The sequence below is a fragment of the Aureimonas sp. SA4125 genome, assembly GCF_019973775.1.
Classification (GTDB): Bacteria; Pseudomonadota; Alphaproteobacteria; order Rhizobiales; family Rhizobiaceae; genus Plantimonas.
The window spans coordinates 3,900,888-3,927,272 of record NZ_AP025032.1; the positions used below are offsets into that span (position 1 = coordinate 3,900,888).

Here is a 26,385-nt window from a genome sequence, read left to right on the forward strand (position 1 = left end):
GGCGACCCGCGCCATGAGCGGCGGCCGGCGATGGCGCTACGCCCGCGAAAGCCTAACCCCGCTGGAACATCGCCTTCACGCGCTGGCGCATCAGCCGCGCCGCATTGCGGGTGCGGCGGACCTGATCCAGCCCGGTGGCGGCGCGCTCCACCGCGCGGCCCGACTCGCGCGTCAGTCCGACGACGAGCGTCTGGATCGGCAGACGCTGCTTCCAGAGCCGGTTCATCAAAAAATGGTCGGGAACGGCGCAGGAGTCGGCCCGCGTCACGTCGGGGTCGGCGATCAGGGCCTCGGTGGCCAGCACCATCATCTGCAGCCCCGGCGAGGCTGCGGCGTGGGTCTCGTCGAATCCCATCTTCCAGGCAAAGGCCTCTCCGCCGATGACGAAGGCGACGAGGCTGGCGATGGCCTGGCCGTCGAGCCTCAGGGTGAAGATCCGGACACGGTCCTTGTCGGCGAGCTTGTGGATGCTCTCGCGGGCGAAGGCCGCGCGGTAGCGATCCATGATGAGGGCGCTGCGCTCGCGCCCCTTCCAGCCGCTCGCCTCGAGCGTCAGGAACTCCTCCATCGCCAGCCGGATCGCGTCGGGAGTGCGGGCGATGTCGAAGCTGACGCAGCCCTTGGCTTCCAGGAGGCGTCGCTGCCGCTGCAGTTCGCGCCGTCGCTTCGACGACAGGACATTGGCCATCGACGCGCCGGGCGACGCATCCAGTGCGGCACGGTCGAAACTGTGGGCGGCGGAGACCGGAAGCCCCAGCCGCTCGGCGGTCGACATCAACGTGCGCGCGAACGGCTCCTCGATGCGGATGTCGGGAAGGACGAGCACGGAGGGGAAGCCGAGGTCCTTGCGCGACAGCGTCTCCAGAAGATGACCGATCGTGGCGTCGGGATCGTCGGAATCGACCAGGGGGGTTCCCAGCGGGCCGAAGGGGTGCGTCCAGGCGCGGATCACCGGCGGGCCGCCGAACAGACCGGTGCGCTCGATCGAATAGGGCATCAGGAAGCGCAGGCGGCTGCGCTGCGGCCCCTCGTCGCGGATGACCATCAGCCGGACATGGCGCTCGTCCAGCCGCGGCATGGCGGGGATGAGAAATTGCGGGGCGAAGAAGACGTTGTGGTCGATCGCGCGGCGCGTGAGGAAATCGAGTTCGGCTTCGAGATCGAAGGCCGCGGCCGGCAGGTAGGTCGAGAACCGCCGGACACGATCGCCGTCGCCGAGCGTCAGGTTGATGACCGGATTGTCGAGACATCGTCCCTGATCGAGAAGACCGATCGCCGGCGCGGCGCTGGGCGAGGCCAGCATTTCGTCGAGAAGCGGCTTGGCGCTCATCCGTCTTCTCCCGAAGGGCGGGCGCGCGACGGCCCGGCAAAAATGAACATTTTCAGGCCGAGCCGCCGGTAGGCGACCGTCGCCAGCGATGTGGCCTCGAAGATCATCGCCAGCGCCGTGGCAAAGGCCGCCCCGTAGAGGCCGTAGAGAGGGATCAGCATCACGTTCAGCCCGATATTGAGGAGGATCGTCATGAAGTAGACGGCCGCGCAGGCCTTCTGCTCCCCCGACATGGTGAGGACGCTCTCCGCCGGCCCCACGGCCGCGCGTGCCAGAACGCCGATGATCAGGATGAACAGGAGCGGATAGCCGGCGTCGAAGGACGGACCGAAGAGGCCGAGAAGGAGTTCGCCCCCGATGAGGATCAGGATCGCCATCGCCAGGGAGGGCCAGAAGGTCCAGCGGATGGTTTCGCGCACGAAGCTCTCGAACGCGAGCGGCTCGCCCGCATGGTGGTAGTGCGAGAAGCGCTGCGCGGCGCTCGCCTTGACGGCGAAATAGACGAAGTGGACGAGCGCCAGGGTCTTCACGCTCGCATAGTAGATCGCGACGTCGGAGGGCGGCAGGAAATGCCCGACCATCAGGATGTCGACATTGGTCAGGAGGTTGAAGAATCCCTCGACCAGGAAGATCGGCAGCGCCATCGCCATCCAGGTGCGGAAATCGATCCGCCGCGGTCCGCTCCCCGCCCGACGGTCGGTCGTTCGGCGCACCATGAAGAGCTGGACAAGCGTCGTCGTCCAGGTCGCCGCGACGAGACTGCCGACAGCCGTCACCGCATCGGCGGCAAGCCCGGTGAATTCCACCGCCAGCGCCATGTAGGCGATGATCAGCAGCGGCCGGGCGATGAAGGTCGGCAGCAGCGCGAGTCCCGCAAGCGCATGCGCTCGCGACGTCCCGTCGAGCACTTCCCCCAGTGCCATCACCGGCAGGCAGAAGACCCCGATGACGAGCGGCAGAAGGTAGTAATGTGGCACGCTGTCTTGAAACAGCCAGAGCGCCGCAAGGCCAAGCAGGCTGATGATGCCGGACGATGCCAGGGCAAAGAGGCGGCTTGTCACGAGGATCCCGCGCAGGAGATCGAGCTGCTGCGTTACCCGGTATTCCGGCGCGAACCGGATGACCGCGGTCTGGAAGCCGAGGCACGACAGACCGCCGACGATGACGGCGGCGACGAGGACGAAGACGAAGACGCCGTATTCCGCGCTGCCCATCCAGCGGGCGAGAACGACCTGGCTGAAGAAGGCGATCATCGCCGAGACGACGCGGACCGAAAAGGCAAAGAGCGCGATACGGCCGGCGACGGCCTTTTCGCCACGCCCCGACAGCACGGCGTCGATGCCGGCAAAGGCCGGTCGAAGCCGTTCCATCAGCGGTGCCGAAATCCACCGGCCCGCCATTCTTTCCGTCGACGGCATCACGTCTGTCCGTTCTCCCCGGCGGTCTCGCGACCGGACAGAACGAAACTAGCAGTCGAGGTTTAAGATTTGGTCGAGTGCGCCGTGTCCGTCCCCTGTGTCGCCTTCAGAAACTCGAGCTCTTCCTCGCTCGAAGGGCGTCCGAGGATCACGTTGCGGTGAGGAAACCGGCCAAAGCGCCGAACGGTTTCGCGGTGCTCGTGCGCGAAGGAGAGGTTGTCGGGATCGACCTCCTCCATCAAGGCGACGCAGGCATCCTGCATGGCGAGATCCTCCGCGTGCATCAGCGGCAGGACGAGAAACTGGTTGACGTCGTCGCCGACGGCCAGGTGGTCGCCCCGCGCGAGGGCCTCGCGCGCGAGGTGCAGCGCCTTCGCGTCAGTCTGGTACATGCGCCGGTGACCGCGAAACATGTTGCGCGGAAACTGGTCGAGGAGGAGGACGAGGGCCAGGGCGCCGTTCGGCTCCTCGGTCCAGGAATCCAGTTCCCCGAGCGCGGCGCGTTCGTAGATGTCGAGAAAGCGTTGCCGGATCAGACTGTCGAAGTCGGCATCGGCAAAAAACCAGCGATCGGGCCCGGCCTCGCGCCAGAAGTCGATGATCGTCTGCGGGTCGGTAAAGGTTTCGCTCATGGGAAGTCCGGTTCGACGGGTGCCGCTGGCGCGGTGCCATGGCTTCAAGCAAGGGAGGGCCGAAGATAGGGCGGGGTGATGGCCGTGACAAAAATCGCGGTATCAGGAAGAGCTTTTGGCGTCCCGTCTCACGTTTCGCTGGCAACGATCCGCTGGCCGCGCTCGACAGGGCGCATTGCTGCCGGGAGCGTCCATGGGCACCTTCCGGGTTTGCAGGCGAAAGGCATGTCAGTCGGCAGCGCCGGGGTCGCGGGCACGACCAGTTGCCGCGTCAGAACGACATGCCTGGCACGGCGAGCGGATTGTCGGTCAGCGCCGCACGATCCGGCGCGTCGACCCGCGGCTCGCCGACAAAGGCGGCGAAAAGATCGCGCACGAGCCGCTCGTTCAGCCCCTCGCCGATGAGGACGAGGCGCGAGCCCGGCGCGACGCCTTCGGGCCAGGCCGGCAGCAGCGCCGGCGGATGCAGGTACTGGCGCACGCCGTGCAGAACGAGCGGCCGCAGCGGCTGTTCGCTTGTCAGGACGACGGCCTTCATTCGAAGAATGTTTGCTCCCTGCAAGTCCCGCAGCAGATCGAGGAAGGCCTCGATCTGCGCGCGGGGGATCGGCGCCGGATGCTGGATCGAGAAAGTGCCGATGTCGCCGTGCCGCCCCGCCCCGTCATGCCGGTGACCGGCGACGGACGCGGCATGCGCGTGATGATGGTGCCCGCGATGGTCATGTCCCGCAAGGACGGGCTCGGCCTCGTCCTGAAACCAGCGCCGGACATCGGCGGTCTTCGTCGCGGGATCGTAGAGGCCACAGCCGAAGAGGGCGCCCGGCCCCGCTTCGCCGGCAGCCGAGAGGAGTGGTGCCCGCGGATTGAGCGGGCGAACCATGTCCGCCAGCGCTGACATGGCTTCCGGTGGTGCGATGTCGCTCTTCGTCAGGACGATGCGATCGGCGACCGCCACCTGTCGGCGCGCTTCCTGGCGTGCGGCAAGATTCTCCGGTCCGGCCAGCGCGTCGACGACGGTCACGACGCCGTCCAGCGCATAGGCGGCGACAAGCGCCGGATGTCCCATCAGCGCGGCGATCAGGGGCGTCGGGTCGGCGATGCCCGTGGTCTCGACGACGACGCGGGCAAGCGGCGCGATCCGACCCGTCTGCATCCGCTCGGCTAGGTCGGCCAGCGTGTCGACGACCTCGCCGCGGACGGTGCAGCACAGGCATCCGTCGGCAAGTTCGATCACCCCGTCGCGGGCCGTCTCGACCAGGAGATGGTCGATCCCGGCCTCGCCGAATTCGTTGACGATGACCGCGGTGTCGGTGACGCCGGGATCGGCGAGAAGGCGGTTCAGGAGCGTCGTCTTGCCGGCGCCGAGGAAGCCGGTGAGGATGGTGACGCGGATCGGGAAGGCCGGGGTCCTGGTCGATAAGGTCGGCGTCAATTCGTCATCCCGCCGCGCAGGCCGTCTTCTCCGATGCTGCTGGACAGACGCCCGACCTTCTCGCTCTCGGGCTGGTCGGGACTGCTTGTCGCCGGATCGAGCGGACTTCCGATCGCCTTCGCCTTGTCTCCGCCCGTCGGCGCTTCCTGCTCGATGTCGGGGCGCCACCGCGGAAGCGGAATGCCGTAGCCCGGGATCTGCGTGATGCCGGCAACGAAGGTGTCGCCCGCCGCTGCGCCGCCAACGCTGACCGGCACCGTCGCGGGCTCGCGCTTCATCTCGTGCAGGTAGGGCGAGCCCGATGTCTTCTCGGCGCGGGCCGCCTCGGCCTGGCGCTCCTTGGCGCGCTCCTGCTGTCCGGCCGGCGAGCAGATCTCCTTGCTGATGTCGGCCGGGGGGCCGCTGGAGGCAGGCAGCGCCTCGACCAGCGTGCCCATCTTCGCGGGATCGGTGCGGAACCCGTTCTCGAGGAGCTCGGCGGCCATCCGGTCCCGCACGATCGTACCCTCAGCACCGAGAACCACGGCGACGATCGTGCGCTTGCCGCGGGTGGCGGAGGCCACGACATTGAAACCGGAAGCACAGATGTAGCCGGTCTTCATGCCGTCGGCGCCCTCGTAGCGGCCGAGGAGCGCATTGGTGTTGCGCAGCAAGGTGTTGCCGGTCGAGATCGCCTCGACGCCGAAAATCTCGCTGAAGGCCGGGAAGTCGCGGCGCAGGCGGATGGCCAGGATCGCGAGGTCCTTGGCGCTGGAAAACTGCCCGGGGCCCGGCAGGCCGTTGGGGTTGATGAAGCGCGTGTCCTTCATTCCCAGCCTGTCCGCCTCGGCGTTCATCATGCCGACGAAAGCCTCGATCGAGCCGCCGCCGAGCGCCTGGCCGATCGCGACGGCGACATCGTTGGCCGACTTCACCAGCATCATCCTCATCGCCATGTCGAGGCGAAGGATCGTCCCGGGCTCGAATCCCATCTTGCTCGGCGCCTGGCCGGCGGCATAGCGCGTCATCACCACCGGGCTGTCGAGCGTGACCGTCTCGCTCTTCAAGGCCTTCAGGGCGAGGTAGGCGGTCATCAGCTTGGTCGTCGACGCCGGATACCAGCGCGCCGTCGCATCCTTCGTCGACAACACCTTGCCGGTATCGACGTCGACGACCACGGAGGTCTCGGCTCTTGCCGAGGCCGAGCCGAAGGCGACAGCCAGGACAAGAGAAAGCGTGGTAGCCAAGCGCCGCGCCGCGCCCTCCGTGATATTCACAATCCGGTCCTTCGGTGAACAGTTCGAGAATGCATTCTTCGCGCCTATCTCGCCTCTATGGCAGCGTCATGGCAAGGTGCAGGCGACTTGCGGCTGCGATCTCTCTCCGCTGCCGCCAACCGCCACGATGCCGCGCGAAGGATTCCATGCCCGTCAACAACCGCATCGCAGATCGTCAGGACGACATCGCCGGCTGGCGCCGGCAACTGCACCAGATCCCGGAAATCCTGTACGCCGTCGACGACACCGCCGCCTACATCGCCGAAAAGCTGACCGCCTTCGGTTGCGACGAGGTGGTCACGGGCATCGGCCGCACCGGGGTCGTGGGCGTCATCCACGGCCGCAGCGGCCCCGGCTCCCGGCGCATCGCTCTTCGGGCCGATATGGACGCCCTGCCGATCGTCGAGGAGACCGGCGCCGCTTATGCCTCGCTGCGCCCGGGCGCCATGCATGCCTGCGGCCATGATGGCCACATGGCGATGCTTTTGGGCGCGGCCGAGAGCCTCTGCGAGACGCGCGGTTTCGAGGGCAGCGTGGTCGTCGTGTTCCAGCCGGCCGAGGAGGGCGGCGCCGGCGCCAAGGCGATGATCGATGACGGGTTGATGGAGCGCTTTGCCATCGACGAGGTCTACGGCATGCACAACATTCCCGGCCTGCCGCTCGGCCATTTCGCCATCTGCGCCGGCCCGATCATGGCCTCGACCGACACTTTCGTCCTCGCCATCCGCGGCCGCGGAAGCCATGCCGCCATTCCGCAGCAGGGCCTCGATCCGATCGTCGCCGGTGCCGCCCTCGTCCAGTCCCTGCAGCAGATCGTCGCGCGCAATACCGATCCGCTGCAGTCGCTCGTCGTGTCGGTGACGCAGTTTCATGCCGGTTTCACCAGCAATGTCATTCCCGAGACCGCCGTCGTTTCGGGCACGGTCCGGGCGCTGACGGCGGCGATGCGCGATATGGCCGAGACGCGCATGGGCGAGATCGCCGCCGGCATCGGTGCGGCGCATGGTGTCACGATCGAGTTCACCTACGACAGGCACTATCCCGTGACCTTCAACCATGCCGGTGCGACCGATTTCTGCGCCGCCGTCGCGGCCGAGATCGTGCCGGCGTCGCAGGTTGACACGGCGGTGGCGCCTCTCATGGGCGGGGAGGATTTTTCCTACATGCTGGAGGCGCGCCCGGGCGCCTTCATCTTCCTGGGCAATGGCGACACCGCGGGCCTGCATCACCCGAAATACGATTTCGACGATCGCGCCATCAGCTATGGCGCGTCCTACTGGATACGTCTTGCCGAAAGAGCGCTGGCGGGCAGCTGAGCGCCTTTCCCGAGGAATTTCATCCCGCCCGATCCGGCAGCCGTCGCATTATTGCGGCTTGCCGTTCGTCCAGGTCGGCGCAGCGGCAAACAGCGGTATGGTCGAGATCGCCATCTTGGCGCTGCCTTCCTTGATCTCGCGCGAATGCGAGAGATAGATCAGCGTATCGTTCGCCTTGTCGTAGATGCGCTTGACCACCAGCGCCTTGAAGATGAGCGAACGGCGGGTCGAGAAGATCTCCTCGCCGTCCTTGTCGAGATCGATCTCGCCGATGACGACAGGTCCCGTCTGGCGACAGGCGATCGAAGAGTTCGAGGGGTCCTCGAACCAGTTGCCCTGCCGCAGGCGATCGATGACGCTGCGGTCGAAATAGCTGACATGACAGGTGATGCCCTGCACCTCGGGATCGCTGATCGCTTCGATCTTGATGTCGTTGCCAAGCCAATCGGTGGCGATCTCGCCGACTTCTTCGGCGGCGACGGGGGCGGCAGACGCGAGGGCGACCATTACGGCCGCCACGATGGACAATCCTGAATTTCGCATCTTCCGGCTATCCTCGGGTGACAAGTGGTCGCACGCACATGGTCCCTTCAAGGGCCGAGTGCAACGGGATTGAACGAGGATCGGGCGGCGGCAAGCCGACAAAACGCACGGAGTGCGTGCACTCTCCGATATTTCGCGCCGGAATGGGTTGGAATACTCGGCGCCCCCCCCTACGGTGCCACCTCTCCTTCCGGATGAAACCCAGCCGCCCGACCGGGGCCGCAACAGAGGATTGCTTTTGTTCTGCAATGAATTAGCGCATGACCCGGCGCGATCACCGGTCATGCGGACATCCTTGGTCGGAACGCCGACACCTCGCCCCTTCCCTTGGATCATCGGCGGCATCGTCATCGCCGCTCTGGCGTTGCTGTTCGGCACTTTTGCCGCCGGCACGGAGCAGATACGGTCCTTCTTCACTGAAAATGGCGCGATCGAATACGTGCAGGCGATCTGCCTCGCCGTGACCGCGGTGCTCTTCGCAGCCACCTTTCTGAAGTCGAGCGGTGCGCGTGCGCTCTTCTGCGTCGGTTCGTTCGGCGCGATCGTGACGGCGACGACGCGCGAGATACCGCGCTGCGGCAGCGCCTTCTACGACGGGGGCCTATGCCTCACAGCGGGCGGCAAGAACACGGTCGTCATCGCATGCGCCGTCCTCTGCGTGCTGGCTCTGCTGTGGCGACCGCTGGATTGGCGCAAGGTTCTCCATCCCACGGCGCTCCGCTGGGTCTGGCCGTCCTTCGTCGTCATGGCCATTCTCGCCGGGGCCGAGTTCGCCGAGCATGTCGTTCAGATCGAATTGGAGGAATCGCTGGAACTGGCTGCCTATCTCTACCTCGCCGCCTTCAGCCTGTGGTTCCTCCATCATACCCGGCAGGATCTGCCTCCACCGGAGGCTGTGCCGGCGGTCCCGGCCCGCCGTTCGCCTGAACAACGGTAGCCCCGCCCCGCATCCGATCCGGTCGCGGGGATCGGGGAGACCTCCGTAAGTCATATGCCTCCGCGGCCCTGAATGCCCCTCTGTCGCCGGTCGAACGGCGGGCGGAAGACGACCCTCATGACCAGCGCGGGAGCGGGCGGCGATGGCTTGCGGTGGGACTCACAGGCTGCAGCGGGCTTGTCCCGCCGGCGGGCACGCGAAGCCCGCTCTGCCGCTCACCATCTCTTAAGTCCCTGACGCGTATTATGCGGCTTCCCTTTTCGTGGCCCTGGAAGCCCATGCCCATCGTTCCCTGCCGCAAGCTCGCGCTGTTCCTTCTCCTCCTCCCGCCGCTCGGCATGCTGGCCTCCTGTGCCCGCCAGCCGACGATGATGAGCGCCGAGGAATGCATGACACGGGTGATGTATTTCGAGTCGAACCGCTCGAGCGAAGCGGGCATGCTCGCCGTCGGCACGGTGGTGATGAACCGGATGAAGTCGGGAAAATACCCGAAGACCGTCTGCGGCGTCGTCGGGCAAAAGAAGCAGTTTGCGCCGGGCGTCCTGTCGAAGCCGATGGGTGCCGGCCGGGCTCTCGCCGCCAAGACCGCCAAGCTGGTGCTGAAGGGCGGCAAGCATCCCGCGGTCGGCCGCGCCATGTTCTTCCACACCGCCGGCTACTCCTATCCCTATTCCAACATGCACTATGTGACGATCGCCGGGGGCAACGCCTTCTACGAAAAGCGCAAGGACGCCACGTCGTCGCAGGCCGACGTGGCGCGGCGAGAGGCGGCCGGACGCGCCGGGCGCCTGCCCTACGATCCGCCGCAGCGCCAGGCCGTCCGGCAGGAGATCCGCCCTTCGTCCGAAGCGCCGGCAGACCTGGTGTTCGAGCCGGCGGTCATCCCGGAGCCGGGATCGCAGCCGGTGTTCGGGCGGGTGACGCTTGCCCCCGATCCGGTGGTTGAGCCTGCACCGGTGCATCGCAGCGCGCCGGCGGCAGCGCGCGTGCGCGTCAGCCCTGTCCTGCTCGATCCCATGAACATCGAGGACGTGATCCGCAGCGGCGGCTGAGGCTCCGGGCTCGACGCCCGCGACGCTTGCCGCTAAACCCCTCATGCCCCGTTTCCGGGGCGATCCTGGGAGGGAAGTGACATGGCGGAAAAACTCGTCTGGGGCATCATGGGCGCGGCCAATATCGCGATCCAGAAGGTCGTCCCCGGCATGCTGAAGGATGCATCGAGCACGGTGCGCGGCTTCGCCTCGCGCGATGCCACCAAGGCGGCGGCCGCATCCGAGCATTTCGGGCTTGCGACTTCGTACGGAAGCTACGAGGCGCTCCTCGAAGATCCCGAGATTGAGGCGGTCTACATCCCGCTGCCAAACCACCTGCACGTGCCCTGGTCGCTGAAGGCGCTCGCCGCCGGCAAGCATGTCCTTTGCGAGAAGCCGATCGCCCTTGATGCGGACGAGGCCGCCCAGCTCGTGGCGGCGCGCGAAAAAAGCGGCAGGCAGGTGCTCGAGGCCTTCATGGTCCGCCAGCATCCGCAATGGCTGCGTGTGCGCGAGATCGCCGCCAGCGGCGAGATCGGCGACGTCGCGCTGATGCAGACGACACTCAGCTACTACAATGTCGACCCGAACAACGTTCGCAACAAGGCCGACATCGGTGGCGGCGCGCTCTATGACGTCGGCTGTTACGCGGTGCTCCTGTCGCGTTTCGTCTTCGGCAGCGAGCCGCTCCGTGCCGTCGCCCTGGTCGACCGGGACCCGGTGCTGGAGACCGACCGGCTGACCGGCGCGATCCTCGACTTCGGCGACGGACGGCAGCTGAGCTTTGCCACCTCGACCCAGCTTGTGCCCTTCCAGCGCACGCAGATCCTCGGCAGCCGCGGCCGGATCGAGGTGCCGGTGTCGCTGAACGCACCGCAGGGTGAAACGACGGCGGTCGTGGTCGATCTGACCGGCGCCATCGACGGCAGCGGCATCCGGACGGAGACGATCGCGGCCTGCGACCAATACACGCTTCAGACCGCCGCAGCCGTTCGCATCTTCCGGGGCGAGGAGCAGCCGGAATTTCCGATCGAGGACGCGGTGCTGAACATGCGCGCCATCGACGCGCTGTATCGCTCGGGACGGAGCGGCGGCTGGGAAACGATCTGACCTTGCGCTAAAGGCCGGCAGGTCTCAGACGCGGGCATCGCCTTCGTCCAAAACGTGCGGGCCGATGGCATAGGCCTGCCGTATGGGCTAGCGCAGAACGCGGGCCTTGAGCCGCAAGCCTTTGCGGGGAGTTCGTCCGACATGGCGCATTACGCCCTGATCTGCCCGCCCTTCTACAGCCATGTCAGGGTCTTCGAGGCTCTGGCCGAGGCGTTGGCGGCGCGCGGACATCGCGCGACCTTCGTTCTCAATGCCGGCGGTGAGCGGCTTGTGGCAACGGGCGGTCCGGGCGTCGTCACGACGGGCCCCGGCGGCGATCTCGACCGGATCATCAAGCGCGCGGCCCAGCCGAACGGGCCGCTCGGCATCCTGCGGACGGTCGCCGATACCGCAGGCCTCACCGCTGCGCTCTGCCGCGACGGGCCGGCGCTGTTGAAGGCGATCGGGGCGGAGGCGATCATCGGCGACCAGATGGAGCCGGCCGCGGGGCTTCTTGCCGCGCATCTCGGCCTTCCCCTCGTTTCCGTCGCCTGCGCGCTGCCGGTGAACGCCGCGCCCGGCGTGCCCCTGCCCTTTCTCGGCTGGCCCTACGACCCCTCCCCCGCCGGCCTGAAGCGCAACCGTGCCGGGGAAAAGGTCGCGGCCTTCCTGCTCCGGCGCCAGCGCCGGACGATCGAAGCCTGGGCAGCGCGCTTCGATCTCGGCCGGCGCACGACGATGGAGGATTGCGTCTCGCCGATCCTGCAGCTGTCGCAATGCCCGGCGGGACTGGATTTCCCGCGCCCGCCGCATCCCCATTTCCACGCCGTCGGGCCGATCCGGAAGGCCGCGCCGGAGGCGAGCCTGCCGTTCGACATCGACCCCAAACGCCCTTTCGTCTTTGCCTCCCTCGGCACGCTGCAGGGACACCGCCTGGACATCTTCAAGGTGGTCGCCAGCGCCTGCCGGCGGATGGGCGCGCAACTGCTCGTCGCCCATTGCGGCGGCCTGAGCGCGGCGCAGGCCGCATGCATCGGCGCCGACTTCGTCACCGATTTCGCGCCGCAGGCGGCGGTCCTGGCGAGGGCCGACGCCTGTATGACCCATGGCGGCATGAACACCGTGCTGGATGCCCTGCAGGCAGCCGTGCCGCTTCTCGTCATCCCCATCGCCTTCGACCAGCCGGGCATTGGCGCCCGCGTCGTCCATCACGGCGTCGGCCGGATGCTGCCGCGCCGCGGACTGACGCCCGCCACGCTGGAGAGCGCCCTGCGGCCGCTGATCGAGAGACCGGAAGCGACGGCGCGGGCCGCCTGGCTCGGCCGGGAAATCGCAAAGGCCGGCGGCGCGACGCTGGCCGCGCGGCTCGTCGAGGAAGCAACGGCCTGACCACAGCGGGGCAAAATGCGCCGGCTCAGGCGAGGGCCATGCCATCGGGCGCAAAACGATGCACCGGCCCGCCCTGGGGCGAGAGGCCGACCGTCTCGCCGATCGCGACGCGGCTCTGCCCGGCGAGCCGCACCGTCAGTTCCGCCGCCTCGCCGAGCGTGACGTAGAGATAGGTGTCGGAACCGAGGTGCTCGACATGGCGAACGGTTCCCGACCAGCGCGCCCCCTCGCCACCCAGGGCGAGATGCTCCGGCCGGATGCCGATCGTCTCCGCCCCCTCGCGGGCGGCGAACGGACCTTTGAGAAAGTTCATCTGCGGCGAGCCGATGAAACCGGCGACGAAGAGATTGCGCGGGCTGTTATAGAGCTCGATCGGATGGCCGACCTGCTCGACCCTCCCGGCATTGAGGACGACGATCTTGTCGGCGAGCGTCATCGCCTCTGTCTGGTCGTGGGTGACATAGACCATGGTCGCGCCCAGCGCCCGGTGCAGCCGCGCGATCTCCAGGCGGGTGTTGACCCGGAGCGCCGCATCGAGATTGGACAGGGGTTCGTCGAACAGAAAGAGCTTGGGGTCGCGCACGATGGCGCGGCCGATGGCGACGCGCTGGCGCTGCCCGCCGGAGAGTTCAGCCGGCCGGCGCTTCAGGAGTGGCGTCAGGTCGAGAAGGCCGGCCGCCTTTGCCACCCGCGCCTCGCGCTCGGCCTTCGCGACGCCCTCCTGCTTCAAGGCCAACGCCATGTTGCCGGCGGCCGTGAGATGGGGATAGAGCGCGTAGGACTGGAACACCATGGCGATGCCGCGCTTGGCCGGCGGCACCGCGTCGACCGGGACGCCGGCGATCTCGACGGTGCCGGACGTCTGATCCTCCAGTCCGGCGATGACGCGCAAAAGGGTCGACTTGCCGCAGCCGGACGGCCCGACGAAGACGACGAACTCCCCGGTCTCGACCTCGAGATCGATTCCCTTCAGCACCTCGACGGTGCCGAAGCTCTTGACGATCCGGCTGAGCCGCAAGGATTTCATGTCGGTTTCCCCGTCCGTTTCGCCGTGCCGCAACGCTTCGCCGTCACAGGCGCACGCTGCGGTTTTCGCGCATGCTGGTCTCGGCGGCCAGAACGATTTCCAGCGAGCGCACCGCGTCCTCGTTGTGGCGGGCGAGATCCATGTTCTCAAGGATCGCCTGGTGCACGAAGGCCTGCTCGCGGTCGCAGAGCGCCTGGTGGCCCGGCTCGTCCGCGGTCGACAACCAGTCGTCGCCGCGGGCGAAGGCGCCGTCCGGACCGCGCTCGGCATGGTGCACGCGGATGCGCGCCGTCCTGGTGTGCGTATCGACGTCGCTCGACGCGGCCCCCTCGTCCATGATGATCGACACAGCGCCCTTGGGACTGATCACGTCCTTCACGAAAAAGGCCGTCTCCGACATCATCGGACCCCAGCCGGCCTCGTACCAGCCGACCGAGCCGTCATCGAAGATGACCTGGAGATGGCCATAGTTCACCTGCGTCTCGGCGATCTCGTCGGACAGGCGAAGGCCCATGCCGCGCACCTCGACCGGCCTCGCATCGGTGATCTGGCACATGACGTCGACATAGTGGACCCCGCAGTCGACGAGCGGCGACGTCGTCTCCATCAGCCGCTTGTGGATCTCCCAGGCCGCGCCCGAAGACTGCTGGTTGAGGTTGAGACGCATGACATAGGGCCCGCCCAGCGCCCGCGCCGTCTCGATGAACAGCACCCAGGACGGGTGGTGGCGCAGGATGTAGCCGATGACGAGCTTCCTGCCCGTCCGCGCGGCGCAGTCGGTCACGCGCCGCGCTTCCTCCACCGTGGCGGCCAACGGCTTTTCGACGAAGACATGCGCGCCGGCCTGCATCGCCGCCACGGCGTAGTCGGCATGGCTGTCGGTATAGGTCGATATGGCGACGAGGTCTGGATTGAGGGCCAGCCCCTCCTCGTAGCTGCCGAGCCGGGGATAGCCGGAAAGCGCCGGCGGCAGGTCGACGGGCGAGCGGTTGTAGAGGCCGACGATCTCGAAGCCCGGGTTGGCGTGATAGGAGAGCGCATGGCTGAGCCCCATCTGGCCGAGCCCGGCGACGAAGACGCGAAGGGTATCAGAATGATTGGTCAAAGGTCATCCCTATCAGCGATGCGAGCGAGTGCCGCCTCGGCACCGACGACAATCTGCGGCACCGAGATGGTGGCCGCCGACCAAAGCCGGTCAACCGCGATTTCAAAGTATCCGTGGCTCAGCTTGTTGCGCATCGCGTAAGCCGTACGCAGATCAAGGTCGGGGAAGACGGATGGATAATCCGGCACCAGTTTCATCACTTGCCCGGACGCCTCACCGATGACCTCGATGCATTTCATGACCGCATGCTGAGTTTGCACGTTAGCGGCGAAGGTTTGGGGAGTTTTGTCGGCAATATGGTCGGCAACAAAATTCCCCCACGCGATGATGTCTTCGAGCCAAGCCTTGGGATCTCTCCGATGTGGCACAGCTAAAGTGGCCGCTGGTCGCGAAGGACGTTCGGACGGATGTCCTTCTTCAGAGAGTCCAGGGTGAAGAGATCGACGCGGATGCCAAGCAAATCTCCCAATTGCAGTTCCAATCCGACCAGATCGAAAAGAGAGACATCCTTCGGTGCATCGACGAGAATATCGAGGTCGCTTCCATCACCATCCTCGCCGCGCGCCACCGAGCCGAACAGTCGTGGGTTATCGAAGGGCGATCGAGCGATCACCGCCAGCACCTCGTCGCGCTTCGCCGCCAGGATGTCGGAAGGCCTCATGCTTTCCTCCTCATCGCGCCGGCCGCCTCACTTCACCGCTCCCGACGTGATACCGCGGATAAGATTACGCGAGAACAGGAGGTAGAGCACCAGCACCGGCAGGATGGCGAGCGACAGCGCCGAGAGCACGGCCTCCCAGTTGGTGAGATACTGGCCGAGGAACTGCTGCGCGCCGAGCGTCACGGTCTTGGTGGATTCGCCCGGCGCCAGGATCAGCGGGAACCAGAGATCGTTCCAGATCGGGATCATGGTGAACACCGCGACCGTCGCCATCGCCGGGCGCACCAGGGGCAGAACCAGGACGAAGAACACCTTGTATTCCGACATGCCGTCGATGCGTCCGGCATTCTTCAGATCGTCCGAGACCTGGCGCATGAACTCCGACAGGATGAAGACGGCGAGCGGCAGGCCCTGCGCGATGTAGACGAGGATGAGCGCCGTCAGCGTGTTGACGAGGTTGGAGGCGACCATCATTTCGAGGATCGCGACCGTTCCGAGGCGGATCGGGATCATGATCCCGAGCGCCAGGAACAGGCCGGTGAAGGCGTTGCCGCGAAAGCGGTATTCCGACAGAGCGAAGGCCGCCATGGCGCCGAACAGGATGACGAAGAAGATCGACACCACGGTGACGACAAGGCTGTTCTGGAAATAGAGCAGGAAATTGCCCTGCGCCATCACCGTGCCGTAGCCGCCGAGATTGAAGGTCTCGGCCGTCGGCGGTGCCAGCGGGCTGCCGAAGATCGCCCGGCGCGTCTTGAACGAGTTCATCACCACCAGGACGACGGGCAGAACCGCGATCAGCGAATAGACGACGAGGGCAAGGTGGACGAGGCCGATGCGAAAGCCGCCATGCCGTGTGTTGGCCATGTCTCGCCCCTTACATCTGGTAGCGGCGGATGCGCCGCTGGATGACGAAGATATACAGCGAGACGCCGAGCAGGATGATGGTGAACATGCCGGTCGCGATTGCCGCGCCCATATGTCGATCGCCCTGCTGCAGCTGGAAGCCGAAGAAGGTGCGGTAGAGGAAGGTGCCGAGAATGTCGGTCGCCCCGTCCGGCCCGGCCAGCGCCCCTTGCATCGAATAGATCAGGTCGAAGGCGTTGAAGTTGGCGACGAAGGTCAGGATGGTGACGAGGCCGATCGTCGGCAGGATCAGGGGCAGGCGGATCTGCCAGAACTGCCGGAAGCCGGTGATCCCGTCGCATTCCGCCGCCTCGATGATCTCGTCGGGAATGGTCAGGAGCGCGGCATAGACCAGCATCATGGGAATGCCGACATACTGCCAGACCGAGACCAGCGAGACGGTGGTCAGCGCATAGGCCTCGAGACCGAGATAGGGCGCAAACAGGCCCTTCAGCCCGACGGCGCCGAGCAGCCCCGGCGCCACGCCCCAGAGCGGCGACAGGATCAGTTTCCAGATGAAGCCGACGATGACGAAGGAGAGGATCGTCGGCAGAAAAATCACCGTGCGGTAGACCGCGACACCCCGCAGTTTCGGGATCGACAGAAGCGCCGCCAGTGCGATGCCGATCGGGTTCTGGACCAGCATATGGATGGCGAAGAAATAGAAATTGTTGCCGAGCGCGTTCCAGAAACTCTGCGACCAGCGCGGATCGCCGAAGAGGACGCGGAAATTGTCGAGGCCGACGAAGCGGATCTGGCCGTCGACGACGCCCTCCAGCGCGGTCCAGAGCGTCTCGACCAGCGGCACGATCATGATCACGGTGTAGACCAGGATCGCCGGGGCGAGGAAGACGAGGATGTGCCAGCGTCTCGACTTGCGCGGGGCGATGTCGCTCATGGATGGCTTTCTTCGATTTGCTGTCCGCAGCGGTCCGATCACCTCAATCGGCTCTGCCGTCAACTATAAGCTGCAGAGGGACGAAGAGCATTCTTCTCCCCTTTGGGGAGAAGGTCCGGCAGGGGATGAGGGGAACGCCGTGGGAGATTTATCCTTCTAGCGGTGCAGCCCCTCTTCCGGCCGTCGCTTCGCGCCGTCCACCTTCTCCCCAGCGGGGAGAAGAATGGCGCCAAGCCTTTTGGCGCAGCCTTACTTCGCCGGCGTGTACCAGCTGTCGAGGCCCTTCTGCAGCTTGGCGGCGGCCTCGGCAGGGGTCTCGGTCTTGTTCATGACGTTCGCCGATTCCGCCCAGGTCTCGTTTTCGAGATTGGGCGTGCCGCGCGACAGGATCTGGTAGGTCGAGCGGATCGTGGGCGTGCATTCCGAGCGCCACTTGACGAATTCCTGCGCCAGCGGGTCCGTCAGCTCGACCTTGGCGTCGATCAGCGGGAAGAAGCCCGGCGCCTCGTTGGCGTAGATCGTGGCGAATTCCGGCGAGGCCACCCAGGACAGGAAGGTCTTCGCCGCGTCCTGGTTCGGGCTCTTGGCGTTGAGGCCCATGGCGATGTCCGGGTGATCGGAGATGTAGCAGGTGTCGCCGGCCTTCGGCACCGGCGGCTTGAAGGCGCCCATCTCGAAGTCGACCTGCGGCTTGAACGGCGAGATTTCCCAGGAGCCTGTCGGGTAGATCGCGGCGCGGCCGAGGGTGAAGAGGTTCTGGCTGTCGGGATAGGTCTGGGCCTGATAGCCGTCGCCCATGTAGTCGGCCCACTTCGCCAATGTCTCGAAGGGTTTCACCCAGTCCGCGTCGGTGAGCTTCTGGGTGCCGGCGATCAGCGCCTTGCGGCCATCCTCGCCCTTCCAGTAGTTCGGCCCGATATTCTGGTAGCCCATGGTCGCGGCTTCCCACTGATCCTTGGTGCCCATGGCAAGCGGGATATAGGTGCCGTCGGCCTTGATCTTGTCGAGGACGGCGAAGAACTCGTCCTCGGTCTCCGGCACTTCCAGGCCGAGATCGGCGAACGCCTTCTTGTTGTACATGAAGCCGTGGAGAACCGAGGCCATCGGCACGCAGAAGACCTTTGCGCCATCGTCGGTCGACCAGGCCGTCTTGGCAACCTCGCCGAAATTCTCCATGCCCGGCAGCGCCGTGAGGTCGGCGAGCTGACCCTTCTCGAACAAGGCGAGCGACGCGTCGAACGGGCGGCAGGCGATGAGATCGCCGCCCGACCCGGCGTCGAGCTTGGCCGAAAGGGCGGAGTTGTACTCCGTCGGCGCCGATGGCGAGAACACCACCTTGATGTCGGGATGGGCCGCCTCGAAGACCGGGATGATCTTCTCCTGCCACACCGCCAGATCGTCGTTGCGCCAACTCTCGATGGTCAACGTCGTCTGGGCCTGCGAGGGCAGCGCCGCTGCCGAAAGAGCCGCGACGGCGGCGGTCGTCAGAAGGAGGCGTTTGGTCGAAAGGGTCACAGGCTTCTCCATCGATGCGGGGTCAGAAAGCGAGAGGCGACGTCATGGGCCGACGGTGGCCGTCAAAGCGGCAAGTTCACCGACCGCCCGGTCAAGGCGGCCGGAATGGCGCAGGAGGCGGGACCGCGCGGCATCGATGCCGCGCTCGCCCGAGGCGAGCAGCACGGCCGGCTTCACCTCGCCACCGGCAGCCTCCAGAGCGCGCGCCGCAACGTGCTCGTCGGCGCCGCTGAGATCGACGACGATGCGCAGCGCGCGCTGCCGCAGCTTGGCATTGTCGGCACGCAGATTGATCATGTGGCCGCCATGGATATGACCAAGACGCAGGGCGACGAGCGTCGACAGCATGTTGAGCGCCACTTTCTGTGCCGTGCCCGCGCCCATGCGGGTGGAGCCCGCAATGATCTCGGGCCCGGTATCGAGAATTATAGCGACATCGGCGATGTCGAGGAGCGGCACGCCCGGATTGTTGGCGATGGCAACGGTCGCCGCGCCCGCCGCCTTGGCAGCCGCGAGCCCGGCCAGCGTATAGGGGGTCGAGCCGCTGGCAGAGAGGGCGACGACGCAGTCGGCCCCGCCGACGCCGGCAGCCGCGACATCGGCCTCGGCCTGGCCGCCGTCATCTTCCGGCCCGCCGACGAGGCTCTCGGTAATTCCGGGTGCGCCAGCGAGTATGGTCAGGAAGCGCTCGGCCGGCTCGCCATAGGTCTGGGGAATCTCGAGGGCGTCGCCGAGGGCGATGAGTGCCGGGCTGCCGGCGCCCAGATAGATCAGTCGACCGCCCCGATCGAGGCTTTTCACCGCCAGGGCGGCTGCCGATGCAAGCGCTGGAACGGCCGCCTCGACGGCGGCGACGGCCCGAGCCTGCGCCTTGAGGAGTTCGGCCAGGACCCGGCCGTCGTCCCAGGCCTCGATGTCCGCGACCGCCGGGTGGCGCTGCTCGGTCGCGCGCAAGGTCATCGGCGCGACACCGTCACGGACGAGACACGCGTTCCTTCGGCGGCAGGACGGCTCGGCAGGAACAAGGCTGGATCTCCGATTGGCAGCAGGGCTTATCTCCAGAGATGTTACCAACTTGATGCCATTCGTCCAGCCGTCGACGTTAACTTTTTGCTCTTTCGCACTGCAACATCCACAATTGCCTGTTTTTGCAGCTGAATGATTGCCAATATTTGGAATTCGAGGCAATTGACCCACGGTTCGATTTTAAGCATTGCGTCGCTGCCGCCTTTTGGTATTACTTTGGTACCTCGGAGGTATCATGCAGCAACCCATTCTGATCGGCGTCGATGGCGGCGGCAGTCGTTGCCGGGCGCGGGCTCGTCTGGCCGATGGCACGCCGATCGGCGAGGCCGAAGGCGGTTCGGCGAACATCTTCAGCGATCTCGATCTCGCGCTGGTCAATATCCTGGCGGTGACGCGGGCCGCGCTGGAGCAAGGCGGCCATGGCGAGGACGACCTCGCGCGCTGCCATGTCGGTCTTGGACTGGCCGGCGCCAACATTCCTTCGCTCGCCGCCGAACTGGGCCGCCGGGAACTGCCCTTCGCGGCGCGGGCGATCGAGACCGATGCCGTCGTCGCCTGCCGCGGCGCCCATGCCGACCAGGATGGCGCCATCGCGATCCTCGGAACCGGAACCGCCTATGTCCGCCGTTCTGGCGCCACCTTTGCGTCGATCGGCGGCTGGGGTTTTGCCCTGTCGGACCAGGGCGGCGGCGGCTATCTCGGCCGTGCCGCACTCGTCGCAGCCCTCCTCGCCCATGACGGCATCGGACCGGCCAGCGACCTGACGCGGCTGGTGCTGGACCGCTTCGATGGCGATGCGGCGCGGCTGGTCGAGTTCGGCGGCGAGGCCCGTCCCGTCGATTTCGGCGGGTTCGCGCCACTCGTCATGGACAACGCCGACGCCGGCGACCCCGTGGCGATCGCCATCGTCCGTGAGGGCGTCTTCCATATCGTTGCGGCCCTGACGCGGCTTCTGGCGCTCGGCGCCCCGTCGGTCGTCCTCCTCGGCGGGCTTGCCGCGCGCTACCGGTCCCACCTGCCGGACACCCTGATGCCCCACATTGCCGAGGCCAAGGGCGATGCGCTGGACGGGGCGCTGGCGCTGGCCGCCACTTTGGTCGATGCGGCAGAGCGGTGAGCGTCGTCTTCGACCACGGGTTTCTCCCCCCCGACCTCGGCGGGCCGCTGTATCGCCAGCTTCAGGACGGCATTCGTCGCGCCGTCGCCGATGGCCGCCTGCGTCCGAACGAGGCGCTGCCGGCCGAGCGCGACATCGCCACCGGCATCGGCGTCTCCCGGGTGACGGTCCGCAAGGCGATCCAGGCGCTGGTCGCCGACGGCGTCGTGCGCCAGCGCCACGGTTCCGGCAATTTCATCGCGGAGGCCGCGACCCGCGTGCAGATGGGACTGTCGCATCTCAAGTCCTTTACCGAGGACATGGAAAGCCGCGGCTCCTTCACCGACTCGCGCTGGCTGGAGCGCTCGGTCGGCACGGTCAATCCGGACGAAGCCATGCAGTTGCGCCTGTCGCCGGGGGAGCAGGTGACGCGGCTGTTCCGGCTGCGTTTCGCCAACAGCCGTCCGATGGCGATCGAGCGGGCCGTGGTTCCGGCGTCGATCATCCCCGATACCGATGCCGTCGGCCCCTCGCTCTATGCAGCCATGCAGGCCGTCGGCCATCGCCCGGTCCGGGCCTTGCAGCGCATGACCGCGGCCAATCTCGGACCGGAAGATGCCGCTCTGCTCGGACTGGAGCCCGGCGCCGCGGCTTTTGCTATCCTGCGTCTGTGCTTTGACGCCACGGACAGGGCGGTCGAGTTCACCCGTTCGCTCTATCGCGGCGATGCCTACGATTTCGTCGCCGAACTCACGATCTGAAAGGTCGAGATGCCCCCTGCCGCCAAGAGCTTCATGCGCCGCGAGATCAATGAGACGCCCGAGGCGCTGCGCCGGCTCCTGTCGACTTCGGGCGAGGCCATGGAGGCTGCTGGAATGGCCCTGCGCCAAGTCTCGCCGCCTGTCGTCGTCACCATCGCCCGCGGCTCTTCGGATCATGCCGCCGCCTACTTCAAATACGCCGCCGAAATCTCCACCGGCGTGCCCGTGGCCTCGCTCGGCCCCTCGGTCGTGTCGATTTATGGCGCGAGGCTCAAGCTTGCGGGTGCAGCGGCACTCGCCATCTCGCAGTCCGGCCGCAGCCCCGACATCGTCTCCATGCTGACCGCCGCCCGGCTCGGCGGCGCCCGGACGCTCGCCCTCGTCAACGTGCCGGGCTCACCGCTGGAAGCTGCCGCCGATCACGTCGTTCCGCTGGCGGCCGGCCTCGAGCACAGCGTCGCCGCGACGAAATCCTTCCTCGTCTCGGTCGCCGCCTCGCTCGGCGTTCTCGCCGCCTGGACAGGCGACACCGCTCTCCGGGGCGCCCTCGAACGCCTGCCCGACCAGATTGAGGAGGCGCTGCTGCAGGACTGGTCGCCGGCGATCGAGGCCGCGCGCGACGCCGGATCGCTCTATACGCTGGGTCGCGGCGTCGGCCATGCCATTGCCGCCGAGGCCGCGCTGAAGTTCAAGGAGACCTCGCTGATCCATGCCGAGGCCTATTCCGGCGCCGAACTGCTGCACGGGCCGGTCTCCCTCGTCGATGGCGGCTTTCCGGTCTTCGTCTTCGCGCCGGACGATGCCGCCCATGCCAGCCTCGTCGATCTCGGCGCAAGGCTCGAGGCCAAGGGCGCGCATCTCTTCGTCGCCGGCGAGGGCGTTACCGGCAGGCGCCTGCCGACGGTCGCGACCGGCCATCCCCTGACCGCTCCCCTGACCATGCTCGTCTCCTTCTACGGCTTCATCGAGGAGGTGGCGCGCGCCAGGGAGCTCGACCCGGACGTGCCGCGCGGCCTCTCCAAGGTGACGGAGACCATCTGATGGAGCGCTTCGCCCTTGTCGGCGCCGACATCTTCGATGGTGAGATCAGGCGCTCCGCCCACGCCCTCGTCATTGCCGGCGAGCGGATCGCAGTGCTCGTTCCGGAAGGCAAGCTCCCCGCCGGCATCGACCGCGTGGAGCTTGGCGGCGGGTTGCTCGCGCCGGGCTTCATCGACATCCAGGTCAATGGCGGCGGCGGCGTCCTCTTCAACGATGCACCGACGGTGGACGGCATCGCGGCGATCTGTGCCGCGCATGCCCGCTTCGGCTCGACCGCCCTGCTGCCGACGGTGATCACCGACCGCCCCGACGTGACCTTCGCCGCGATCGCGGCCGCGACCCGTGCCGTCGACGCGGGCGTGCGCGGCTGCCTCGGCGTGCATGTCGAGGGTCCCTTCCTGTCGCAGGCGCGCAAGGGCGCGCATGATCCCTCGCTGATTCGCTCGATGACCGAGGAAGACCTGCAGGCTCTTCTCGCCACAACCGTGCGCCCCCTCCTCCTCACCGTCGCGCCGGAAAGCGTAACGGCTGCTCGGATCGGCCGTCTGACCGCCGCCGGCATCCACGTCTCGCTGGGCCATACCGAAGCCGACTTCGACACGGCCAATGCCGCTTTTGCCGCCGGCGCCGGCGGCGTCACCCACCTCTTCAACGCGATGAGCCAGTTCGGCCACCGGACGCCCGGCCTCGTCGGCGCGACACTGGCCAATGGCGACGTGTGGTGCGGGATCATCGCCGACGGCCATCACGTCCATCCCGCCGCCATTGCGCTAGCGCTGCGTGCCAAGACCGGTCCGGGAAGACTGATGGCGATCACCGACGCGATGCCGACGGTCGGCGTCGACGACGACGTCTTCCATCTCGGCGGCCGCCGCGTCGAGCGGCGCGACGGAAGGCTCACTCTCGAGGACGGCACGCTCGCCGGCTCGGACCTCTCGATGATCGGCGCGGTGCGCTATCTCGCGGACACCGTCGGCGTCGACCTCGACGAGGCGCTGCGCATGGCCTCGCTCTATCCCGCACAATATCTCGGCGTAGATGCCGATCGCGGCCGGCTGGCCGACGGTTTTCGCGCCGACATCGTGCATCTCGACGACGCGCGTGACGTGGCGGGTGTCTGGATCGGCGGCGTTTTCGTGGGATAACGCGGCAAGTCGTAGCGCGATGACGGCATGAGCATCGGCCTGCAAGACAGCGCCACCCGGAGAGCCGCCAAGCCCGCGGAAGCTATTCCGATTCACCGCAAAACCTGACAGGCCTTGCCGCAGCGCGCAGACATCGATCGTCAGGCCGCCGAAGCCGGACCTGTGCCGAAAAGATGCGCGACACCGTCGAGATGCAGCGCCACCTCCGCTCCGGGGAGCGGCGCCTGAAGGCTCAGCACTTTCACGCGAAACGCCTGGGCGCCATGCGCGACCGGGCCGTGCGGGTCGACCAGCACCAGCGAGACCGTGCAGAGCGAACCGCCGAAGGCGACCGATTCGATGCGCGCGTGGCAGGGCTTTGCCCGATCGGCGGACGCGCCCGCCTCGGCCAGCGGGCTGAGGCGGATCTGCTCGGGCCGCAGCATGATTTCGGCCGTGCCGCGACGGCTGCCGGAATCGACGCGCACCCGCCCCATCGGACAGGTCGCCCAGCCGTCGACGAGCGTTGCCGGCATGATGATCGCGTCGCCAAGAAAGCTGGCGGTGACCGCGTCGGTCGGCGCGAAATAGAGGGCGCGCGGCTGGCCGTACTGAACGAGACGTCCATCCCGCAGCACCGCCACCTGATCGGCAAAGGACAGCGCCTCGGCCTGGTCGTGCGTCACCAGGAGCGAGGCGACACCGGCCTTCTGGAGGACGGCGACGACCGCCGTGCGCATCGATTCGCGCAGGCCGGCGTCGAGTGCCGAGAAGGGCTCGTCGAGCAGCATCAGCCGCGGCCGGCGCGCCAGCGCGCGGGCCAGCGCCACGCGCTGCTGCTGGCCGCCGGACAACTGGTGCGGCCGCCGTCCGAGCATCGACCGGTCGAGCTCGACGAGTTCCATCAGCCCGTCGATCACCGCCTTCCGGTCCGCCGCCCGCCGTGGCAGGCCGAAGCCGATATTGTGTTCGACATCGAGGTGGGGAAACAGCGCGCCGTCCTGCGAGACGACGCCGATCGCGCGCTGATACGCCGGCACGACGCGCTCGCCATCGGCAAGGCAGACCCCGTCGAGAAGAATGCGGCCGGAATCGGGTGCCTCGAACCCGGCGACGAGGTTGAGGAGCGTGCTCTTGCCCGAGCCGGAGGGGCCGACGATCGCCGTCCGCGTTCCCGCGGGGATGTCGAGATCGACCGCGTCGAGCGCGGTCACGGTGCCGAAACGCTTCGAGACCGATTCAAGGCGCAGGAAGCTCATGCCCGGCCGCTCCTTTTCATTTGCGCCTGCAGGAGCAGCGTCAGCGGCAGCGAGGACAGCACCATCAGGGCGGCGTAGGGCGCGGCGGCGACATAGTCGATCTCGCTGGTCTTGGACCAGAACTGCGTCGCCAGCGTCGTCGTGCCGTTCGGCGAGAGCATCAGGGTGGCGGTCAGTTCGGTGGTGATGCCGAGGGCGACGAGCGCAAAGCTTGCCGCGGCACCGGGCGCTGCCAGGCGCAGCGTCACCTGCCAGATCGCGGCGAGCGGCGAACGGCCAAGCGCCATCGCCGCCTGCTCGAGTTCGACCGGCGCCTGGGCGATGCTCGCCCGCAGGCCGACAAGTGCCCGTGGCAGGAACATCAGGAGATAGGCGGCCAGAAGCGTTGCCGTCGTCTGGTAGAGTGGCAAAGCGATGCGGACGGTGATCGTCACCAGCGCCAGCGCCACGACGACACCTGGCAGCGAGCCGACGTAGTAATGGCAGGCCTCGAGGAGGCGCTGCAGGCGGCTCGGCGCCCGCACCGACAGCCAGGCCATCGGGACGACGAGCAGCGTCGTCAGAAGCGCGCCGCCGAAGCCGAGGGCGAGCGTGGTGGCGAGGGCCTCGGCGACCTCGCCCGTCAGCCAAACTCCGGCGCCGCCAAGCCCGAGCCAGCGTGCGAGGGTATAGACGGGAACGCCCAGCGACAGCGCGGCGACGATGCCGTGCAAAGCGAGCGCCGGCACGGTGGCCCGCCCGAGAGCCTGGCGCGGACGCCGGCGCGGCGCGCCAGAGCCGACGCGGGCATAGCGTTCGCTGCCGCGCGCCAGGCGTTCCAGCGCGATGAGGGCAAGGCAGGACAGCAGCAGCACTCCCGCCATCATGTTCGCCGCCGGCCCGTTGAAGGCCGACTGGAATTGGTCGACGATGGCGGTGGTGAAGGTGTCGAAGCGGATCATCACATAGAGGCCGTACTCGGCCAGGAGATGGATGCCGACGAGAAGCGAGCCGCCGGCGATCGCCAGACGCAGTTGCGGCACGACGACGCGGAAGAAGACCTGCCAGGGCGTCTGCCCGAGGGCCGCGGCCGCATCCTCCAGCGCCGGATCGAGACGCCGCAGCTGGCCGGCGATCGGCAGGAAGAGAAAGGGGAAATAGGCGAGGATCGAGACAAGGACCGCCGCCCCGAGACCGTGCATGCCCGGCGCGACGCTGATCCAGGCATAGCTGTGGACGAAGGCGGGAACGGCCAGCGGCGTTATCGCCAGCCAGGTCCACAGCCGCCCGCCCGGAAGATCGGTGCGCTCGGTCAGCCAGGCGAGGGCGAGAGCAAGGCAGATCGCCGGCGGCAGGGTAAAGAGCTCGAGGAGCGCCGTGTTGACCAGAAGTTCGCCGACGCGTGCCCGGAACACCAGCGCCGCCACCGTTTCCCAACCGCTCTGCACCGCGACCACGGCGACGAAGCCGAGCGGCACCAGCGCCAGCAGCGACACCGCGATCGCCACCGCCTGCAGCGGCAGGCCAGCCGCCTGCAACCGCCGCAATTTCGGGGGCGGCATGCGCGTCACGGTGCGGCGGTCACCGGAGAGAGGATGGGCGATCGACGTCATG

Annotated in this window: 24 protein-coding genes and 1 pseudogene; 9 read left to right on the top strand and 16 right to left on the bottom strand. The window is 67.2% G+C overall.

Going from position 1 to position 26,385, the window contains the following annotated elements; genetic code table 11:
* Window positions 1–52: 52 nt before the first annotated feature.
* The 5 genes from Sa4125_RS18510 to Sa4125_RS18530 all read right to left on the bottom strand — a co-directional run bounded on the left by Sa4125_RS18510 (window position 53) and on the right by Sa4125_RS18530 (window position 6,068).
* Window positions 53–1,330, bottom strand: a complete 1,278-nt coding sequence (locus Sa4125_RS18510) for a GNAT family N-acetyltransferase (protein WP_224000295.1) — start codon at window positions 1,328–1,330, stop codon at window positions 53–55.
* A complete protein-coding gene (locus Sa4125_RS18515) occupies window positions 1,327–2,748 on the bottom strand; it encodes an MATE family efflux transporter (RefSeq protein WP_224000297.1) in 1,422 nt (473 codons plus the stop codon). The genes Sa4125_RS18510 and Sa4125_RS18515 overlap by 4 nt, the downstream gene beginning before the upstream one ends.
* Before the next feature lie 62 nt (window positions 2,749–2,810).
* Window positions 2,811–3,380 carry a DUF924 family protein gene (locus Sa4125_RS18520; protein ID WP_224000299.1) on the bottom strand — a complete coding sequence of 190 codons (570 nt, stop codon included), beginning with the start codon at window positions 3,378–3,380 and terminating at the stop codon, window positions 2,811–2,813.
* A 271-nt stretch (window positions 3,381–3,651) separates the two neighbouring features.
* A complete protein-coding gene (locus Sa4125_RS18525; protein WP_224000301.1) occupies window positions 3,652–4,812 on the bottom strand; it encodes a GTP-binding protein in 1,161 nt (386 codons plus the stop codon).
* A complete protein-coding gene (locus Sa4125_RS18530) occupies window positions 4,809–6,068 on the bottom strand; it encodes a D-alanyl-D-alanine carboxypeptidase family protein (RefSeq protein WP_224000304.1) in 1,260 nt (419 codons plus the stop codon). Before Sa4125_RS18530 ends, Sa4125_RS18525 begins: the two co-directional genes overlap by 4 nt.
* A 146-nt stretch (window positions 6,069–6,214) precedes the next feature.
* Between Sa4125_RS18530 and Sa4125_RS18535 the strand changes: the two genes are divergently transcribed.
* Complete coding sequence (locus Sa4125_RS18535; protein WP_224000305.1) at window positions 6,215–7,384, top strand: M20 aminoacylase family protein; 1,170 nt, start codon at window positions 6,215–6,217, stop codon at window positions 7,382–7,384.
* Between the two features lie 48 nt (window positions 7,385–7,432).
* Here the strand turns inward: Sa4125_RS18535 and Sa4125_RS18540 are convergent, their stop codons facing one another.
* Window positions 7,433–7,891, bottom strand: a complete 459-nt coding sequence (locus Sa4125_RS18540) for a CreA family protein (protein ID WP_224007968.1) — start codon at window positions 7,889–7,891, stop codon at window positions 7,433–7,435.
* A 319-nt stretch (window positions 7,892–8,210) separates the two neighbouring features.
* On the opposite strand from Sa4125_RS18540, the gene Sa4125_RS18545 reads away from it, so the two are divergent.
* From Sa4125_RS18545 to Sa4125_RS18560, 4 genes are all read left to right on the top strand, one after another.
* Window positions 8,211–8,864, top strand: a complete 654-nt coding sequence (locus tag Sa4125_RS18545; protein WP_224000307.1) for a hypothetical protein — start codon at window positions 8,211–8,213, stop codon at window positions 8,862–8,864.
* 338 nt (window positions 8,865–9,202) lie between these two features.
* A complete protein-coding gene (locus Sa4125_RS18550; protein ID WP_224007971.1) occupies window positions 9,203–9,916 on the top strand; it encodes a cell wall hydrolase in 714 nt (237 codons plus the stop codon).
* Window positions 9,917–9,997: 81 nt separating this feature from the next.
* Window positions 9,998–11,005, top strand: coding sequence for a Gfo/Idh/MocA family oxidoreductase (locus Sa4125_RS18555; RefSeq protein WP_224000309.1), 1,008 nt, complete (start codon window positions 9,998–10,000; stop codon window positions 11,003–11,005).
* 141 nt (window positions 11,006–11,146) lie between these two features.
* Entirely contained in the window at window positions 11,147–12,373 is a 1,227-nt protein-coding gene (locus Sa4125_RS18560) for a nucleotide disphospho-sugar-binding domain-containing protein (protein ID WP_224000311.1), read from the top strand.
* Window positions 12,374–12,398: 25 nt separating this feature from the next.
* Here the strand turns inward: Sa4125_RS18560 and Sa4125_RS18565 are convergent, their stop codons facing one another.
* The 8 genes and pseudogenes from Sa4125_RS18565 to Sa4125_RS18600 all read right to left on the bottom strand — a co-directional run bounded on the left by Sa4125_RS18565 (window position 12,399) and on the right by Sa4125_RS18600 (window position 19,445).
* A complete protein-coding gene (locus tag Sa4125_RS18565; RefSeq protein ID WP_224000320.1) occupies window positions 12,399–13,400 on the bottom strand; it encodes an ABC transporter ATP-binding protein in 1,002 nt (333 codons plus the stop codon).
* Between the two features lie 43 nt (window positions 13,401–13,443).
* The gene (locus Sa4125_RS18570; protein ID WP_224000322.1) at window positions 13,444–14,505 is read right to left on the bottom strand and encodes a Gfo/Idh/MocA family oxidoreductase; all 1,062 of its coding nucleotides are present in this window, start codon (window positions 14,503–14,505) and stop codon (window positions 13,444–13,446) included.
* Window positions 14,502–14,873 carry a HepT-like ribonuclease domain-containing protein gene (locus Sa4125_RS18575; protein WP_224000324.1) on the bottom strand — a complete coding sequence of 124 codons (372 nt, stop codon included), beginning with the start codon at window positions 14,871–14,873 and terminating at the stop codon, window positions 14,502–14,504. The genes Sa4125_RS18570 and Sa4125_RS18575 overlap by 4 nt, the downstream gene beginning before the upstream one ends.
* A gap of 2 nt (window positions 14,874–14,875) precedes the next feature.
* Window positions 14,876–15,166, bottom strand: coding sequence for a nucleotidyltransferase domain-containing protein (locus Sa4125_RS18580; RefSeq protein ID WP_224000326.1), 291 nt, complete (start codon window positions 15,164–15,166; stop codon window positions 14,876–14,878).
* A 27-nt stretch (window positions 15,167–15,193) separates the two neighbouring features.
* On the bottom strand, window positions 15,194–16,033 hold the full coding sequence (locus Sa4125_RS18585; RefSeq protein ID WP_224000328.1) for a carbohydrate ABC transporter permease: 840 nt from the start codon (window positions 16,031–16,033) through the stop codon (window positions 15,194–15,196).
* A 10-nt stretch (window positions 16,034–16,043) separates the two neighbouring features.
* The gene (locus tag Sa4125_RS18590) at window positions 16,044–16,970 is read right to left on the bottom strand and encodes a sugar ABC transporter permease (protein WP_224000330.1); all 927 of its coding nucleotides are present in this window, start codon (window positions 16,968–16,970) and stop codon (window positions 16,044–16,046) included.
* 249 nt (window positions 16,971–17,219) lie between these two features.
* Window positions 17,220–18,398 (bottom strand): annotated as a pseudogene (locus tag Sa4125_RS18595) (ABC transporter substrate-binding protein); the annotation flags it as partial.
* Between the two features lie 129 nt (window positions 18,399–18,527).
* Window positions 18,528–19,445 (bottom strand): N-acetylmuramic acid 6-phosphate etherase, encoded by a 918-nt coding sequence (locus tag Sa4125_RS18600; RefSeq protein ID WP_224000332.1) that lies wholly within the window; start codon window positions 19,443–19,445, stop codon window positions 18,528–18,530.
* A 301-nt stretch (window positions 19,446–19,746) separates the two neighbouring features.
* Here Sa4125_RS18600 and Sa4125_RS18605 point away from each other — a divergent pair, with 301 nt between their 5' ends.
* Genes Sa4125_RS18605 through nagA form a run of 4 tightly spaced genes read left to right on the top strand, consistent with a single transcriptional unit; the run spans window position 19,747 to window position 23,554 of the window.
* Window positions 19,747–20,628, top strand: a complete 882-nt coding sequence (locus Sa4125_RS18605) for a BadF/BadG/BcrA/BcrD ATPase family protein (protein WP_224000334.1) — start codon at window positions 19,747–19,749, stop codon at window positions 20,626–20,628.
* Window positions 20,625–21,368, top strand: coding sequence for a GntR family transcriptional regulator (locus Sa4125_RS18610; RefSeq protein ID WP_224000336.1), 744 nt, complete (start codon window positions 20,625–20,627; stop codon window positions 21,366–21,368). The genes Sa4125_RS18605 and Sa4125_RS18610 overlap by 4 nt, the downstream gene beginning before the upstream one ends.
* Window positions 21,369–21,377: 9 nt before the next feature.
* Window positions 21,378–22,409 carry an SIS domain-containing protein gene (locus tag Sa4125_RS18615; protein ID WP_224000338.1) on the top strand — a complete coding sequence of 344 codons (1,032 nt, stop codon included), beginning with the start codon at window positions 21,378–21,380 and terminating at the stop codon, window positions 22,407–22,409.
* Entirely contained in the window at window positions 22,409–23,554 is a 1,146-nt protein-coding gene (gene nagA / locus Sa4125_RS18620) for an N-acetylglucosamine-6-phosphate deacetylase (RefSeq protein WP_345944295.1), read from the top strand. Before Sa4125_RS18615 ends, nagA begins: the two co-directional genes overlap by 1 nt.
* A 140-nt stretch (window positions 23,555–23,694) precedes the next feature.
* On the opposite strand, the gene Sa4125_RS18625 is transcribed toward nagA, so the two are convergent.
* Window positions 23,695–24,792 carry an ABC transporter ATP-binding protein gene (locus tag Sa4125_RS18625; protein ID WP_224000340.1) on the bottom strand — a complete coding sequence of 366 codons (1,098 nt, stop codon included), beginning with the start codon at window positions 24,790–24,792 and terminating at the stop codon, window positions 23,695–23,697.
* On the bottom strand, window positions 24,789–26,333 hold the full coding sequence (locus Sa4125_RS18630) for an iron ABC transporter permease (RefSeq protein ID WP_224007982.1): 1,545 nt from the start codon (window positions 26,331–26,333) through the stop codon (window positions 24,789–24,791). The genes Sa4125_RS18625 and Sa4125_RS18630 overlap by 4 nt, the downstream gene beginning before the upstream one ends.
* Between the last annotated feature and the right edge of the window lie 52 nt (window positions 26,334–26,385).